We start from the raw sequence: 15,237 nt of genomic DNA, 5'->3' as shown, positions 1-15,237 counted from the left end.
GCGGCGCCCTGTTGCACCGCCGCCCGCCGGTTAACGGGAAGGTCCTGGTTACAGGGTTACGTCGGCCCGATCCTCGGGATTGGCGCGACCTCCGTCGCGGCCCATGACCTTGTATGCGATCGATTTGAGGAAACCGGAGGTGTCGGACCGCCACAAGCTGACGTCGCCGGCGTCGAGCCGAAGCAGCAGGAGATCGGGGTCTTCGCGGCCATCCTTGTAATAGATCGCGGCCATCGGCGACCATAGTTCGTCGATCGTCGCGCGATCCTCGACAATGTTCAGCGGCCCGTGAATCGACGCGAAAATGCCATGGTCCTTGGCGGAAAAGGCGGCGATGGCGCGCGCGCCCGCTGTGGCCAGCACATCGCTGCCGACGCCTTCGCTACGGCTCGCGAAGAAAAGATTTCAGGGTCGGTGTCCGCGCCATCGACCTCGCGCAATTGCGCCGTCATCGGCGGGCGCCCCGTTCTGCGCGCCGACCACGCCCAGCATCACCGTGCGGCTATTTTCGAGCGACTTCCAAAAAACCGCCACCAGTTCGCGATTGTCCTGGTCATCGACGATGGCACCCGTCCTCCCTCAGCCTGTCCGGCGCGATCAACGCACCGATGGCGAATGGGTTCAGACGCGTTCGAACGCTTGCGCGTATCCGGTCGCGGCGATTATCCGCGCTCGATCCATTCGGAGATGGAGCCGCCCTTGTCTTGGGCGCTGGCCAGCACCTGGTCGCGATGACTGCGCTTGAAGCCGGTCCTGCCGCCTTCCACGGGACGGATCTTCATCGGCACGAATTCCATCGATTCGTCGCGACTGCGAAGGTCGGTCGGTGACGCGGCGGCCCGAGTTTGCAGCGATGCCGGGTCGACCCGTTCATCAAGGGCCAGTCCGAACTTCCCGTTTCGCGCCCAGCGCACCGTCGCCGCCACATCGCGCCCGCCGGGCAGATGCACGGTCACGCGCTCGCACGGCAGCAGATCGATCTCGCCCCGGGCGCCAAGGCCGTGAGGGGACACGTTCCGCACCACGATGCGCGCGTGCTTTTCGCGCGATGTGGACAGCGCGAGCACGATCAGCTTCGACGTCCGCTGCTCGCGCTGGGGGGCATCGACGGGGGGAGAGGGCATGAAATTCATCAACCCGATCATGCCACGCCGGCCGTAAATAAAATCTTGCCCATCCCGCGGGGAGGGGGGCCGCGCGACAAAGTTCGCGCCTCGCACCAGGACCTCTCCGTCGATGCGATCTGGCGCGCCCGGCGGGATTCGAACCCACGGCCCTCAGATTAGGAATCTGATGCTCTATCCTGCTGAGCTACGGGCGCCCGCCGCGGCGGGTAGGGGCTGCGACGGCGGCGCGCAAGCCGCGGGGAGGCCCGTCAATGCGCGCGGTCGGGGGGCGTGAACGGCGCGAGAAGAGGCACGACGGCGTGCCCTTCCTCGATCAGTTCCGCGACCTCATCCGGGGTGGCGCGTCCGTGGATCGCGGGCATGGCGGCTGGCGCCGGTCGAGCAGGGGCAGGTGAGCTGGTATCGCCGGCCGGCGTGGCGTCGCCTGCCACGCCCCGCACCTCACGCGCGAAATCGTCGCCCACCCACCGCGATTGCGGCAGCATCATCGCCTGATGTTCGGCGATGCGTGCGGCAAGTTCGTGGAGGGTCTTGCGATCCGCCACCGTGGGCGGCGGGCGATTGCCGGCGTCCGCCCCCGCCGGTGCGGCGAGCGGGCGCTGCTCGGCGTAGGTGCCGTGCAGCGCGGGCGCCATCGCCGCCTTTTCCACGTCGCTCGTGCCGCAGACCGCGCAGCACAGCAGCCGGCGTTCGGCCTGCCGGTCGAAATCGGCCGAGGACCGGAACCACGCTTCAAACCGGTGACCCGCATCACATTGCAGGTCGTAAAGGATCATGCCCCGGACAACATCGCGTCCAGCTTGCCGTCGCGGTCGAGTGCGACCAGGTCGTCGCAGCCGCCGATATGCCGATCGTCGATGAAGATTTGCGGCACGGTGGTGCGACCATTGGCGCGCTGAAGCATCTCGTCGCGGCGCTCGGTCGACTGTTCGATGTCGAACTTTTCGAACGGAACGCCCTTCTCCGTCAGCAGGCGCAGCGCGCGCTGCGAATAGCCGCACCATGATTTGTAATAGATTTCGACCTTCGCCACGCTTGCTGCTCCCTGTTGTCGCCGGACTGATATGAGGGCGGGGGAAGGATCGTCAACGACCCGGTCACCGATCGCCGCGCCCGTCGAGCACGCGTGCGAACACCACCACCTCCACGCTCGCCGCGCCACCGCGCCGCAGCACGCGCGCCGCGGCCCGAGCAGTCGCGCCGCTGGTGAACACGTCGTCGACCAGCCAGACGCGGCGTCCGCGAAGCCGCTCACGCTGCCTGGGGTCGAGGTAGAACGCACCTTTCATGCGCTGCTCGCGCGCGGCGCGGGTCAGCCCGCGCTGCGATTCGCCGCCGCCTTTGCGACGCAACAGGTCGCGCGAGAGCTCTCCCTTGCGCAGCGTGGCGAGCCGTTCGGCGATCAGCAGCGCCTGATTGAAACCACGCCGCCACAGCCGGGCGCGCGACAGGGGGACGGGAACGATCAACGGGGCTGCGTCCGACGGATCGGCCGGCAGGCGGTTCGCGATCAGCCGCGCGAGGAGCCGCGCGATGCCGATGCGCCGCCCATATTTGAGCTTCAGCACCAGCGTGCGCGCTGCCGTGCCGTAGGCGATGGCCGCGTGCACCCGCGTGTAGGGCGGCGGCTGGGTCTGGCATCCGCCACAGGTCGCGTCGGCATTGACCGCCACCGGCAGGGGGATGCCGCAGCGCGAGCAGGCGGGTCCGTCGAGCCAGTCGATCACTCGCCAGCATTCGGTGCAAAAGCCGGGACCGTCGGCGATGGTCGCGGTGCAGCGCGCGCATCGGTGGGGCAGGACAAGGTCGAACAGGGCGATGACCGCGCCGCCAAGCCGGTCGAGCGGCACCAGCGCGCGGCTCATCCACGATGGCGTCGTTGGTGATATGGGCGCGGCGGTCACGCGCCGCTTGTGACCCGGCCGTCCGAACGCCACAAGCGCCGCGATGGAAGACCGACCCATGCTGTTCGACCCGCGACGCCGCGGTCAGGCGCGCACGCGGGCCACGCGGATGATCGCACGCGGCGGTGATACGTTCGCCATCCTGCCGCAGCTCGCCGATGATCTGCTCGATCGGCTCGCGGATCATCGCGTCACTTTTCGACGCGCCCTCCTGATTGGGGCGCTGTTGCCCGATCTGCGCAGCACGCTCGAGCGGCAGGGCATCGCCGTCGACGTGGTCGAACCCTCGCCCGACGTCGCCACGCAGCGCGCGGCGCTAAGCCAGCAGGAGGCAGCGCTGGACGTGGAGCCCGGTGCCTACGACCTGGTCATATGGCCGGGCGGGCTGGAGAGCGTCGATGACGTGCCGTCGGCACTGCTGCGGGCGCGGCTGGCACTCGCGCCCGAAGGGTTGCTGCTCGGGGCCTGCGTCGGCGACGGCAGTTTCCCGGCAATGCGCGAAGGGCTGGCGCGCGTCGAGCAGGGCCGGCGCGTCGCGCGCATGCATCCGCAGCTCGGTCTGGCTGCGATGTCCGATCTGATGTTGCGGGTCGGGTTTGGCTCGCCGGTGGTCGACGTCGACATGTTCGAGCTTGCGCCGGCCTCGCTCCGGACTCGGGCGGCGCAGCTGCGCGCCGCGGCGCTCGGCAATGTGATGGCGGAGATGCACCCCCTCTCGCGCAGCGCCGCGCAGGCGTTGTCGAGCGAGCTGGAGCAGCGTGTCGATCGCCTGCGGATCATTCACTTCGCCGGCATCGGCCCCACGCCTGGCGGCGGCCGGGGCGTGCGCCCCCCACCGGTGTCGCCCTACTGAACCGCCATATCGATGCGATCGTTCGCGTTTTTTAATCCATTTGCCGGATAGTGGACGCGGGTGAGCGTGGCATGACGGGGGTGGGGAATGGCGAAGAGAATGTCGATCGAACGCGTGGCGTCTGATCAGACGGGCGCGACGGCGGTCGAATATGGGCTGATCCTAGCGCTGATCGCGCTCGCGGCGATGAGCGCGATCCAGCTGTTCAGCGGCCGTGCGATCGAAATCTGGACCTTCATCAAGGACACGGTCGTCGCCAACATGAGCTAAGCGCATCAAAATCGGCAGAAGCCCCACCGCGCGTTAGCCATTTATCAACCGAGCGCTCCTAGTTCCGGCCATGTCGAGGCGGTGGTTCCATCCTTCGACCGGGTGAGTGAGTTACTTACAGGAGACAGGGATATGATCCGTTTCAAGCAGCTGCTTCGCGATTCGAAGGGTGCGACCGCCATTGAATATGGCCTCATCGCCGCTCTCATCGCGGTGGCCGGCGTGACCGCCTTCACGACCGTCGGCACCAACATCAAGACCACCTTCAACAAGGCGGCGGACAACATGAAGTAATTTCCCCTTTCGGGAAGTTACGTGAAGGGCGGCGCTCGCAGGAGCGCCGCCCTTCTCTGTTTGCGCGTCGCAGGCTGCCCTCTAGCGGGTGCCGTAGGTCACGACCTTGACGCGCGTTCCCGGGGCCAGCGTCGTAGCGTTCGCGGGGAGCCCGTTGAGCACGCGGAAACGCTCGGCGTGATAATCGCGATAGGCCATCCGCGCAGCATAGGTCTGCACATTGCCGCCGGTGCGCGGCACCGTCACCACCTCGATCCGACGCGGCCGGATTGCGGCGGCTTCGTTGGGCGACAGCCGCCGGACACTGTTGAACATCGTGTCGAACGTCGTCCCGCTACCGGCGCGGGTCAGTGCTTGGAAATGGTAGATCTGGTTGCCGAAGTCATAGGCGACAACCGTCACGTCCACCGGCCCGTTCTGCGTATTGGCACGAGTCATCGAATAGGCGGCAGGAAGGCCGTTGATCGTCGTGCGGCGCGGCTGTGGAATGTTGAGCTGGCTCTGCTGACCCTGCTGGCCCCCGGCGATCTGACGGAAAACCTGCGCGACATAAGTGTCGAGGTCGCGGCCCCCCTGGCTGCCGAGCGTGGTGAACTGCGCTTGGCCGGTATTCCCGCTCACGTTCACTGCAGCGGGCGAATTGCCGATGCCGAACCCCTGCGGCACCGTGAAGGCGAGGCGCATGTCGGGGTGCAGGAAATCGCGCCCTTCGATCACGCCCTGCGCGGGGTCATCGGCGTAGAGCGTTCCGTTGAGCGCGTTGAGGAACTCGTCGCGATTGGTCCGCCCGCCGACGCCGCCCATGCGCTGCGCCTGCTGCAGCGCGCGCTGTACGCGGGAGGCGGGATCCGGGTGCGTGCTCGCCCATTCGGGAACATCGCGCGCGTCGCGGCCCGACGAGCGGACATCGAGGACATTCTGCGCAGCGAGACTGGCGAGCATCGTCGACAGCGCGCGCGTATCGTAACCCGCCCGCGCCAGATACTGGATGCCAAGATCATCGGCCTGCGTTTCCTGGCTGCGCGAGAAGCCAAGCGTCGCGACCTGCGCCGCACGCATCGAATTCTGCTGCAACCCGCGCCCCAGCGCGCCGAGCAGCCCGCCATTGTTCCCCAGCAGTCCGCCGAGCACGGTGCCGGCAATGCCGAGCAGGCCGTTGCGCGTCGCCGCGCTCTGCCGCTGACGCGCGTGCCGGGCGGCGGTGTGCGCGACCTCGTGCCCCAGCACGCCCGCCAGCTCCGCCTCGTTGTTCATCAGCCCCATCAGCTGCCGCGTCACGTACACATAGCCGCCGGGAAGAGCGAAGGCGTTGTTGACCGCGGAGTCGAGCAGCGTGACGTTAAAGTCGCTGCGAGCGGTCGACAGACCGGACTGGACGGAGATGTTCTGCCCGACCTGGCGGGTGTAGTCTGCCGCACGACCGGTCATCGCGCCGCCCATCTCGGCGAGGATCTGCGAGTGCGCCTGCGCACCCTGCTGGCGCTCCGACTGCGTGAAGGGCTGGACCCCACCGCTCCGCGTCTGCGCCGCGGCGGGCACCACGACCACGCTCGCCATCGCCATCGCGCCGATCATTGCGCGCGCCTTGTACGACATCATCCCCAAATCTCCCTCGCCCCGCATTGGCGGCCCATTGCAGCGATAAAAGCGCAACAGGGATGAGCGGTTCCTGATCCGCCTGTTCACCCGACGTTGGGAGGGGCAAGGAGAGCGGGCTTCCCCCGGTGACGGCGAAGCGTCAGGCTGTGCCGACGGCGCGCCCCATGGCGAGAAATTTCTCGCCGCGCGCGGTGCGCAGGGCCTCACCCCGCATATCGCCGATATCATCGAAGGCGGTCGATACGGCCTGCGCGATCGAAGCGATCGTCGCGGCGGGGTCGCGATGCGCGCCGCCCACCGGCTCCGGGATGATCGCATCGATGACGCCGAGCGCTTTCAGGTCCTGCGCGGTGGTCTTCATCGCCGCCGCTGCGTCGGGCGCCTTGTCCGCGGTGCGCCACAGGATCGATGCGCAACCTTCCGGCGAGATCACCGCATAGACCGCATGTTCGAGCATCAACACGCGGTCCGCCGCTGCCAGCGCAATCGCGCCGCCCGAACCACCTTCACCGACGATGACCGATACGAACGGCACGCCCAGTTCGAGCCCGCGTTCGGTCGAACGGGCGATGGCCTCAGCCTGCCCGCGCTCTTCCGCCTCGACGCCGGGAAACGCGCCCGAGGTGTCGACCAGCGACAGCACCGGCAGGCCGAAACGGTCGGCGAGGTCCATCAGCCGGATCGCCTTGCGATAGCCTTCGGGCTTGCCCATGCCGAAATTGTGGTGCAGCCGGCTGGCGGTGTCGTGCCCCTTTTCGTGGCCCATTACCACCATGCGCCGGTCACCCATGCGCGCGAGCCCGCCGAGGATGGCGCGATCGTCGGCGAAATTGCGATCCCCCGCCAGCGGTAGGAAATCGTCGAACATCGCATCGACGATGCCCAGAAATCGGGGCCGTTGCGGATGGCGCGCCACCTGCGTCTTCTGCCAGGGGGTGAGGCGGGTGTAGGCGTCCCGCAGCGCGGTCTGCGCCTTCGCCTCCAGGCGCGCGACCTCCGCGTCGATGTCGACGCCATCGCTCGCCCCCGAAGCCTTGAGGGCCTCGATCTGCTGGATGAGCGTCAGATACGGCTTTTCGAATTCGAGCGGGCTCGCCATGCCGCGGGGGGTTAGGCGGGGGGTGCGGCAGCGTCAATCGCGCGCGGCGTCCTTTGCGGCGACCGCATCGGCGGGGTTGCCGTCGGCGAGCGGGTGCAAATCGTGCACCAGCTTCACCAATCGCGCGCGTTCGACATGGGTATAGATTTCGGTCGTCGCGATGTCGGCATGGCCGAGCAGCGTCTGCACCGCGCGAAGATCCGCTCCGCCTTCGAGCAGATGGGTCGCAAAGGCGTGGCGCCAGACGTGCGGGCTGACCTCCGCCGGGTCGACCCCCGCCGCCAGCGCGATCTCCCGCACCAGCTGAAAGACGCGCATGCGAGTGAGGTGGGTTCCCGGCGCGCGCCCGGGGAAAAGCCGCGTCTCAGCCTTGGGCAGCGTTGCCATCCACGCCTGAGCGGCAGCGACGGCGGTCGCCGAGAGGGGGACCATGCGCTCCTTCCCACCCTTGCCGCGCACAATGGCGTAGGGCCGGCCTGGCGCGATGGCGCTGCGGGGGAGGGTGATGAGCTCGCTCACCCGTAGCCCGGACCCGTAGAGCAGCTCGACGATGGCATGATCGCGGAGGCTGCGCGCGTCGCCCGCTGCGGTGCGGTCACGAGCGATGCGCAGCATGGCCTCGATCCGCGGCCGCTCCGGCAGACGGGGCAGGGGGCGCTGCGTGCGCGGGCGAACCAGCTCGACGCTCGGGTCTTCCCCGACCAGCGCCTCCTCCGTCGCGAAGCGGTAGAAACCGCGCACCGCCGAGAGCTTGCGCGCCTGGCTGGCAGCGGAAAGCCGCGCCCAGCGCGTCACGACCTCGCGAAAATCTTCCGCGCGCGCCCGCGCGAGCCCGCGTGAGCCGAGCAGCCGCGCGGCCTGCATCAAGTCGCTGCGATATGCGGACAGGCTGTTGACGGCGGCACCCCGCTCGACCGCCAGCATCTCCAGATAGCGGTCGATCAATGCCGCATCGTCATCGCCGATCGGCGTCGGCGCATCGGCCGGCGAACGGCTCACCCGCGCGTCACCGCCTCCACCGCGATCATGCGCGCATCGCCCTCGAGCCCGACCGCACGCAGCGCACGCGTGATGTGGTAAAAGTGGTAGGGCGGCACCCCGCTCCAGTCGCGGCCCTGCAACCCGGCCGCGACCAGCACGGCGACGACGCCGCGTTCGCCGCGCGAGGCGGCGTCGCTGATGGCGCGCGTCCAGCGGCTGTCGGTGCCGAGCGCAAGCCCATATTCCTCCGCGAGGTTGCGGGCGACGTCGCCGTTGACCCGCCCGAGCCCGGTAAGCGCTGCGGCGAGCAGCTTGGTGCGATGCTCGTCGCGGCTCGGATCGTCGCTCGCGAAACTACCGACCTGGCGAGCGGTGACATTGCTCAGCGGTCGGGGCGAGCCGACCGCGAGCATCGCCCAGCCCGCCGTGCCCACCCGCGTCTGCTCCGCCCAGGCCATCGCATTGCGATCGAGCCCGCCTGCGAACATCGCTCGGAGCAGCCGGTCGACGTCCTCCGTGGGGAGGGTCGCAGGAGGAATGCGCGCCGCTGCTTCGGCGGTCAGCACCGCGCCGGCATAATCATATTCGCCCTGCAACGTCGCGATGGCCGTCAGGCGGTCGCCGTAGGTGCGGCCGGCAAAGGCGACCCGCACGCGATTGGCCAAAGTCCGCTGCGCCTCTTCATCCAAAGCCAGCGGCACGGGGGCGGGATTGTCGCGGTCCGGCTCGCCGGGTTCGATCTGAACCCCGATCGGGCGCTGATCGACCGCCAGCGCGACCAGTTGCGGCCAGGCGGACGACGACAGCGTGCCCAACGTCGCGGCGACCGGCGCCAGCGCCAGCCGCTCACCGACCGACAGCATCGGCGACTGCACCGCCCACGCCTTGATCGCCGCGGGGGTGCGCTCCCACGTCGCGCCGGGAATGGGCGCGCCGGTCGTTGCCGCAAGGCCGAAGCGCCACGGGTTGAGGACGTCGACATTGTCCCAGCGCACGATCGCCGAGCGACGGCTGTTGGTCCCGGCGCCGATGACCTTTTCCGCGAGCTTCAGGTCGGCGCCGGCGATGCCCTGCCGACGACGGGCGCGCTCGACCGCGGCAGAGGCGGGGCCGTTCTCACCCTGCATCGCGCTGCACATGCCCGCGATCAGCCCCCATCGCCCGTTGCTCCCCGCGAGCGCTGCGGCCCACGGACAGGCGAGCGCGGGATCGGCGGTCGCGAGCGCGGTGTCGAGCGCCGCCGCCTTGAGGCGCGGGGTGGCGCGGTCGACATCCACCGACTGCACCAGCCAGCGGGCGCCGATCGCTTCGCCCTGACGCAGCAGGAGCTGTGCGCGCGCCGCGACGAAATCCGCGCCGTTGACGTTGGGCGGCGTGTCGGCCGCGGTCAGCAAAGCGCGGCGAAGCAGGATCACCCCCCAGCGTGACACCAGCGGCTGGTCGATCCCGTCGATCAGCCGGGTGAGATAATCGCCCCGCGATCCAAATGCGAACGGGTCGAGACCGCCGTTCGCTTCGTCGAGCACGCCGACGCGCGTCAGCAGGCGGCGCGAACCGGGCGGCAGATCGTAGCGCGGCGGGGGCGGCGGCAGCAGCGCGGCGGCCTCCTCCTCGGGGGTCAGGCTGTCGCTTTCGGAGACGCCCTCGTCGCTGCCGCGCGGACTGCCGCCGGTGTAGGCCGATGGCGGCGGCGGCAGCGTGCGGAAGCCACCTTCGCTGGACGGCGCCGCCGGTGCTTCGGGCTGCGGACTATAGTCGGGAATTTGCGGTGTCGGCGCGGGGGTCGGTGCCGGCGTGGGTGTCGGCGCGGGGCGCGGGGCGGGCGTCGGCCGCGGTGCAGGCGTTGGCGTCGATCGTGGCGCTGGCGTGGGACGCGGCGCGGGGGTCGGGCTGGGAGCGGGCGTCGCCTTCGGCTGGCCGAAGCCCGGCGGCAGAATCGATTCCTGGCCGTGAACGGGCAGCGCGAACAGCAGCGCGATACCGGCACTGCCCGCCATCAACCCCGTCAACAACCGTTTCGCCACGCGCGCGCACCTTCTGCCGATCGCGCTCGCTTAGCGCGTGGCAGCAGGGGATGGAAGCGCATGGGGTGACGGGGCGGGCCGCTGCGCGCTACAGCCGCTTGCGTCATGCTGCCGCCGCCCGCTCCCCTCCATCTGCGACCGATCGCGCTGGTCGGCATGATGGGTGCGGGAAAGAGCAGCGTCGGGCGCCGCCTCGCCCAGCGGCTCGGGCGCAGCTTCATCGATGCTGACGACGCGATCGAACTGGCGGCGGGGATGGGGATCGACACGATGTTCGCGCGGCATGGCGAAGGTCCGTTCCGCGACGGCGAACGGCGGGTCATCGCGCGTCTGCTCAACGAGGGCCACGGCGTGCTCGCGACCGGGGGCGGGGCGTTCGTGCAGCCCGACACCCGCGCGCTCCTCAACGAACAGTCGCTGACGGTATGGCTCGACGTGCCGCTCGACGTGCTGGTCGAACGCGTCTCGCGGCGCGATCATCGACCGCTGCTGCGTGGAAAGGATGCGCGCACCGTGCTGTCGGACCTGCTCGACAAGCGTCGCGACGCTTATGCGGAGGCGCATGTGCGCGTCGCCGCGGGGGAGGGGCCGCATGGTCACACGGTGGGGCTGATCGTCACAGCGCTGCGCCAATTGCGGGCGAATGCGGCGTGACGGCGGACACGCGCATCGCGGTCGCGCTGCACAGCGGCGCATATGATGTCGTCGTGGCGCCCGGCGGGCTCGACCGCGCCGACGAGTTGTTGCGACCCTGGCTCGGCCGCCGGGCGGTCGTGGTCACCGACGAACAGGTCGCGCCGCTGCAACTGCCCAGGCTGTCGCGCAGCCTCGCCCGCAGCGGCGTGGCGGTCGAACCCGTCATCCTCCCAGCGGGGGAGGGGGCCAAGAGCTGGCGCGGGCTCGAAACGCTGTGCGAAGCGCTGATCGACGCGCGGGTGGAGCGACGTGAGACCATCCTCGCGCTGGGCGGCGGCGTCGTCGGCGACCTCGCCGGGCTCGCTGCGGCGCTGGTGAAGCGCGGCGTCGGCATCGTGCAGATCCCGACCACGCTCCTCGCGCAGGTCGATTCGAGCGTTGGCGGAAAGACCGCGATCAACACCCGCGCCGGCAAGAATATGGTCGGCGCCTTTCACCAGCCGTCCGCCGTGCTGGTCGATCCGACCGCGCTCGACACCCTGCCAGATCGCGACCTTCGCGCCGGTTACGCGGAGATCGCGAAGATCGCACTGATCGGCGATGCAGTCCTGTTCGACTGGCTCGAACGGTCGGTCGCGGCGGTGCTCGCACGCGACCCGGACGCGCTCAGGCATGCCATCACTGCCGCCATTGCCGGGAAAGCGGAGATCGTCGCGCGCGATCCGCACGAGCGGACCGGCGAGCGCGCGCTGCTGAACCTCGGCCACACGTTCGGCCACGCGCTGGAGGCGGAGGCGGGGTTCGACCCCGAGCGCCTGCGCCATGGCGAGGCCGTCGCGGCGGGAACCGCCGTCGCCTTTGCGCTGTCGCAGGCGCTCGGCCTGTGCGCGGCCGCGGATGCGGATCGCGTGATCGCTCACCTTGCCGCGGCTGGCCTGCCCACCACGCCGCGTGCGACCGGCATCGACGCGAGCGGTGCAACGCTCGTCGCGCACATGGCGTACGACAAGAAAGCGAGCGGGGGACGGGTGCCGCTGATCCTCGCCCGGGGGATCGGCAACGCCTTCATGACCGACGCGGTCGGGCTCGACGTTGCGGCCGAGCTGCTCGACCGGCTCCGCTGATGCCCAACGGCGTCGCCAAATCGAACCTGCCGACGAAAATCTGCCCGGCCTGCGCGCGCCCCTTCGCCTGGCGCAAGAAATGGGCGCGCGACTGGGAGCGCGTCGTCTATTGCTCCGAACGCTGCCGTCGCGGCGCTGCGACGCGCACGTAGGCGATCGCCAGCCAGCCAACGATCATCGCCACCCCGCCGATCGGCGTGAGCGCGCCAAGCCAGCGCGGCCCGCCCAGCGCCAGCACCACGAGCGTCGCCGCGAACCATGCGGCCCCGACCAGCAGCAGCATCGTCGCGCGCGGGTGACGCTCGGCAAGCGCTGTCCCCGCCGCGCCATGCACAAGCGCATAGAGACCGGCGGTGCGGAGCCACTCCGCCGCCTGCGTATCGCGGGCGGCATGCGCGCCAAAGGCGCCAGCGGCGATCGCCACCGCCGCAAGCAGCGCGCCCGCCCCGGCCAGTCGTCGCGGTGATGGCATCACGACCGTTCCTCCACCGCACCCTCGCGGCCCCGACGGCCGAGGAGCTTGTCGAGAACCTCCTGCGGGCGGCCGCGACGTTCTTCGGTGAAGCGCAGATGCGATGCCGCGGCCAGATCGCCCGATCGCGCCTGTTCCTCGAACCGCGCCTTGTCGAGCTGGCGCACCGCCGCCTCGATATCGTCCACCTCGTCGTCGTTGAAGTCGAGCGTGGCAAGCGCCTTGCGGCCGAGCGTGATGGCGCTTTCGAACGTGTCGCGCACGCGGCCGGCGAGGTCCACTTCTGCCAGCGCCAATTGCTGCCGCCGGTCGTTCATGCGCATGAACAGGCGGGCCTGCGGAAAGGCGCGTCGGATCGCCAGCAGCTGCTCCGGCCCGATGTCGGGGTTGCGAATGCACAGGATGATTGCCGCCGCGCTGTCCGCCCCCGCATGGCGCAGCACGTCGAGCCGCAACCCGTCGCCGTAATAGACCTTGGTGTCGAAGCGCTGTGACAGTTCGATCTGTTCGGCTTTCGAATCGATCAGCGTCAGCGCGAGGTCGGCGGCGTGCAGCACCTGCGCCACGATCTGCCCGAAGCGACCATAGCCGACGAGAATGACTTCCGACGGCGCGGCGTTCTGCGGACCGGGGAGGTCGGCGCCGCTGCGCACCACGCGCGCTTCCAGCCGGCGACCGAGCATCATCAGGAAGGGGGTGGTCGCCATCGACAGGGTGACGACCGCGCTGAACAGGCTCACCGCCTCCGGCGCGAGCAGCAGCGCATCCCCCGCCTGAGCGAACAGGACAAAGGCGAACTCGCCGCCCTGGCTCAGCAGCAGCGCCATGCCGAGCGCGGCATAGGGGCGCATCCCGAACGCGCGTGCGACCACCCACAGCGCGAGCGTCTTGATTGCGACGAGGCCGATCGCGAGCCCGATGACCTCAAATGGCCGCGCCGCGACGACGTCGAGGTCGAGCACCATCCCGACGGCGAGGAAAAACAGGCCAAGCAGCAGCGAGCGGAACGGTTCGACGTCTGCCTCCAGCTCGTGCCGATAGGGCGAGTCGGCGAGCATCACCCCGGCGATGAACGCGCCGAGCGCGGTCGACAGGTGCAGCGCGTGCATCAGCGCCGAAGCGGCAAGCACAGTCGCCAGCCCGACCAGCACGAACAGCTCGCGCTCGCCGATGCGCCCGACGATCCGGAGCAGCGGGTTGAGGAGGAAGCGCCCTGCGAGCACCAGACCCATCACCGCAGCGACGGTCAGCGCCAATTGCTGCCACATTGGCGTTCCGGGGCCGACGCCCGGATCACGGGTCATCGCGCCAATGATCGCGATCATCGGGATCAGGGACAGATCCTGCATCAGCAGGATCGAAAAGGCTCGCTCGCCGTCGGGGGTGTTGATGCGCCCGCTTTCGCGCAGACCAGGGAGGACCTGCGCGGTGGATGACAGCGCCAGCGCCAGCGCGAGTGCGACGATGGCCGACGTGGTAAAGCCCGTCACCAGCCACAGACCCACCGCGAGCGCCGCGGCGGTGACCACCAACTGCGCCAGCCCCAGTCCGAAAATCTCACGCTTGAGACGGAGCAGCCGCGTCGGGTTGAGTTCGAGCCCGACGAGGAACAGCAGCATGGCGATGCCGATCTCGGCGACCTGCATCTTTTCCTCGCCGCCGCCGACGAGGCCCAGCCCAAACGGGCCGACGACCGCTCCGGCAATGAGGTAGCCGAGCACGGCGCCGAGTCCGAGCCTGCGAAAGATCATGACGAACAGCACCGACGCGCCAAGCAGGACGGTCAGTTCGAGGACACCCGCGGTCATGGTGCGACGCTCGCGTCGTCGGTGGCGGCCGCCGGGTCGGCCAGCGCGTCGACCGCGGCATCGAACGGGAGTGTGACGGCCCCGTGACGCCCGGGGAGCGCGCGAGCCGCCGCCGCGAGTTCGCCGATTTCTGGCCACTCGGGGGGAGCGCCGTCCCCCGCCAGCCAGCGCTTCAATTCGTCGCGCGCGGCGGTGATCTCCGCGGCCGAACGACCGCGGGCACCGCGCGCGAACAGGGCCGACGAAGCCTGGCCGAAGGCGCAGGCGTGGAGGTCGTAGCCGACGTCGCGCACGCGCCCGTCATCGTCGAGCATCAAATCAAGCGCGATCCTGCTGCCGCAACTGACCGTCCGCCGCGTTGCGCGATGGGTCGCGCCCGACAGCGGCAGATGTGCGGCGCCCTCGGCCGCCAGTCTGAGCAGCGCGCGCGTATACGGCGCGCTCACCGGGCGGCGTCGCCGGGTGGGCCGGTGCGAGTCGGCGCATCGCCCGCGCGGTCGCCGGTCTCCTCGCTTCGGTCGATGTGGAGACGGCGGTCGAAACGGTCACCCAGCACCACCGACACCTCGTCACCGATGGCACGAAGAAGGGGGTAGGTGCGGCTGACGGTGAGCCAACCGGGCTGCGCCGCGCGTCGATCGCCCCCCGCAACGACCGCCAGCAGCAGCCCCAACGCGAGCACGCCCATGGCGGCGATCAGGAGCGCCTTGAGCGCGCCGAAGCCGGCTCCGAGCAACCGGTCGAATGGCCCGATGACGCTGCTTCGCGAGCGTTGCCCGATCCGCCGGGCCACCATCTTGCCGCCGCCCCACACGACGCCGACGATCAGCAGCAGCGCGAGCAGCATCGCTGAAAAATCGTTGCCGGTGACTTCGGTCAGAAATCGCGTGACGGGTTCGTGGAGGAAGCGCAGCGCTGCGAGCGCGGCGATCAGCGCCACCAGCGACAGCGCCTCCTGCACGATGCCGCGCAGCGCGCCGTTGATGACGCCCGCGACCAGCAGGATGATGACAATGATGTCGATAAAGCTGAGGCCGGCCATGGGG

The 15,237-nt window shown here is 69.6% G+C and carries 18 protein-coding genes, 1 tRNA gene and 1 pseudogene; 6 read left to right on the top strand and 14 right to left on the bottom strand.

Annotated elements, in window-relative coordinates; genetic code table 11:
• Positions 1-48: 48 nt before the first annotated feature.
• From ACRYJK_RS08680 to ACRYJK_RS08655, 6 genes and pseudogenes are all read right to left on the bottom strand, one after another.
• Positions 49-390, bottom strand: a pseudogene (locus ACRYJK_RS08680) (pyridoxamine 5'-phosphate oxidase family protein); the annotation flags it as partial.
• 272 nt (positions 391-662) lie between these two features.
• Positions 663-1,145, bottom strand: coding sequence for a hypothetical protein (locus ACRYJK_RS08675; protein WP_482667125.1), 483 nt, complete (start codon positions 1,143-1,145; stop codon positions 663-665).
• A gap of 99 nt (positions 1,146-1,244) precedes the next feature.
• Positions 1,245-1,321 (bottom strand) — tRNA-Arg (locus ACRYJK_RS08670).
• A gap of 54 nt (positions 1,322-1,375) precedes the next feature.
• On the bottom strand, positions 1,376-1,903 hold the full coding sequence (locus tag ACRYJK_RS08665) for a DUF1178 family protein (protein ID WP_482667124.1): 528 nt from the start codon (positions 1,901-1,903) through the stop codon (positions 1,376-1,378).
• Positions 1,900-2,160, bottom strand: coding sequence for a glutaredoxin 3 (gene grxC, locus ACRYJK_RS08660; protein WP_482667123.1), 261 nt, complete (start codon positions 2,158-2,160; stop codon positions 1,900-1,902). The genes ACRYJK_RS08665 and grxC overlap by 4 nt, the downstream gene beginning before the upstream one ends.
• A gap of 64 nt (positions 2,161-2,224) precedes the next feature.
• On the bottom strand, positions 2,225-2,992 hold the full coding sequence (locus ACRYJK_RS08655; protein ID WP_482667122.1) for a double zinc ribbon domain-containing protein: 768 nt from the start codon (positions 2,990-2,992) through the stop codon (positions 2,225-2,227).
• Positions 2,993-3,074: 82 nt separating this feature from the next.
• On the opposite strand from ACRYJK_RS08655, the gene ACRYJK_RS08650 reads away from it, so the two are divergent.
• The 3 genes from ACRYJK_RS08650 (at position 3,075) to ACRYJK_RS08640 (ending at position 4,448) form a co-directional block, all read left to right on the top strand.
• Positions 3,075-3,884, top strand: coding sequence for a methyltransferase domain-containing protein (locus ACRYJK_RS08650; protein WP_482667121.1), 810 nt, complete (start codon positions 3,075-3,077; stop codon positions 3,882-3,884).
• Between the two features lie 87 nt (positions 3,885-3,971).
• Positions 3,972-4,154 carry a Flp family type IVb pilin gene (locus ACRYJK_RS08645; protein ID WP_482667120.1) on the top strand — a complete coding sequence of 61 codons (183 nt, stop codon included), beginning with the start codon at positions 3,972-3,974 and terminating at the stop codon, positions 4,152-4,154.
• Positions 4,155-4,286: 132 nt separating this feature from the next.
• Positions 4,287-4,448, top strand: coding sequence for a Flp family type IVb pilin (locus ACRYJK_RS08640; RefSeq protein ID WP_482667119.1), 162 nt, complete (start codon positions 4,287-4,289; stop codon positions 4,446-4,448).
• Between the two features lie 81 nt (positions 4,449-4,529).
• Here ACRYJK_RS08640 and ACRYJK_RS08635 read toward each other — a convergent pair whose 3' ends face one another.
• The 4 genes from ACRYJK_RS08635 to ACRYJK_RS08620 form a co-directional block, all read right to left on the bottom strand.
• Positions 4,530-6,044, bottom strand: a complete 1,515-nt coding sequence (locus ACRYJK_RS08635; protein WP_482667430.1) for a M48 family metalloprotease — start codon at positions 6,042-6,044, stop codon at positions 4,530-4,532.
• 142 nt (positions 6,045-6,186) lie between these two features.
• A complete protein-coding gene (locus tag ACRYJK_RS08630; protein ID WP_482667118.1) occupies positions 6,187-7,146 on the bottom strand; it encodes an acetyl-CoA carboxylase carboxyltransferase subunit alpha in 960 nt (319 codons plus the stop codon).
• 33 nt (positions 7,147-7,179) lie between these two features.
• Positions 7,180-8,145 carry a tyrosine recombinase gene (locus tag ACRYJK_RS08625; protein WP_482667117.1) on the bottom strand — a complete coding sequence of 322 codons (966 nt, stop codon included), beginning with the start codon at positions 8,143-8,145 and terminating at the stop codon, positions 7,180-7,182.
• Complete coding sequence (locus ACRYJK_RS08620) at positions 8,142-10,151, bottom strand: hypothetical protein (protein WP_482667116.1); 2,010 nt, start codon at positions 10,149-10,151, stop codon at positions 8,142-8,144. The genes ACRYJK_RS08625 and ACRYJK_RS08620 overlap by 4 nt, the downstream gene beginning before the upstream one ends.
• 105 nt (positions 10,152-10,256) lie before the next feature.
• Between ACRYJK_RS08620 and ACRYJK_RS08615 the strand changes: the two genes are divergently transcribed.
• From ACRYJK_RS08615 to ACRYJK_RS08605, 3 genes are read left to right on the top strand one after another with little or no spacing between them, the layout of a single operon-like run.
• Entirely contained in the window at positions 10,257-10,805 is a 549-nt protein-coding gene (locus tag ACRYJK_RS08615; RefSeq protein ID WP_482667115.1) for a shikimate kinase, read from the top strand.
• Positions 10,802-11,911 carry a 3-dehydroquinate synthase gene (aroB, locus tag ACRYJK_RS08610; RefSeq protein WP_482667114.1) on the top strand — a complete coding sequence of 370 codons (1,110 nt, stop codon included), beginning with the start codon at positions 10,802-10,804 and terminating at the stop codon, positions 11,909-11,911. The genes ACRYJK_RS08615 and aroB overlap by 4 nt, the downstream gene beginning before the upstream one ends.
• A complete protein-coding gene (locus ACRYJK_RS08605) occupies positions 11,911-12,063 on the top strand; it encodes a DUF2256 domain-containing protein (RefSeq protein WP_482667113.1) in 153 nt (50 codons plus the stop codon). Before aroB ends, ACRYJK_RS08605 begins: the two co-directional genes overlap by 1 nt.
• Here ACRYJK_RS08605 and ACRYJK_RS08600 read toward each other — a convergent pair.
• From ACRYJK_RS08600 to ACRYJK_RS08585, 4 genes are read right to left on the bottom strand one after another with little or no spacing between them, the layout of a single operon-like run.
• Positions 12,018-12,383, bottom strand: coding sequence for a DUF423 domain-containing protein (locus tag ACRYJK_RS08600; RefSeq protein WP_482667112.1), 366 nt, complete (start codon positions 12,381-12,383; stop codon positions 12,018-12,020). The genes ACRYJK_RS08605 and ACRYJK_RS08600 overlap by 46 nt on opposite strands.
• Positions 12,383-14,191, bottom strand: a complete 1,809-nt coding sequence (locus ACRYJK_RS08595) for a cation:proton antiporter domain-containing protein (RefSeq protein ID WP_482667111.1) — start codon at positions 14,189-14,191, stop codon at positions 12,383-12,385. The genes ACRYJK_RS08600 and ACRYJK_RS08595 overlap by 1 nt, the downstream gene beginning before the upstream one ends.
• Complete coding sequence (locus ACRYJK_RS08590; protein WP_482667110.1) at positions 14,188-14,637, bottom strand: iron-sulfur cluster assembly scaffold protein; 450 nt, start codon at positions 14,635-14,637, stop codon at positions 14,188-14,190. Before ACRYJK_RS08590 ends, ACRYJK_RS08595 begins: the two co-directional genes overlap by 4 nt.
• Positions 14,634-15,233: a CvpA family protein gene (locus ACRYJK_RS08585; protein ID WP_482667109.1), complete on the bottom strand. Its 600-nt coding sequence runs from the start codon at positions 15,231-15,233 to the stop codon at positions 14,634-14,636. Before ACRYJK_RS08585 ends, ACRYJK_RS08590 begins: the two co-directional genes overlap by 4 nt.
• Positions 15,234-15,237 lie beyond the last annotated feature (4 nt).

The organism is Sphingomonas sp. BLHR8, assembly GCF_056821725.1.
The sequence above is the reverse complement of the archived record's forward strand: the minus strand, read 5'-3'. Positions and strand labels throughout refer to the sequence as shown.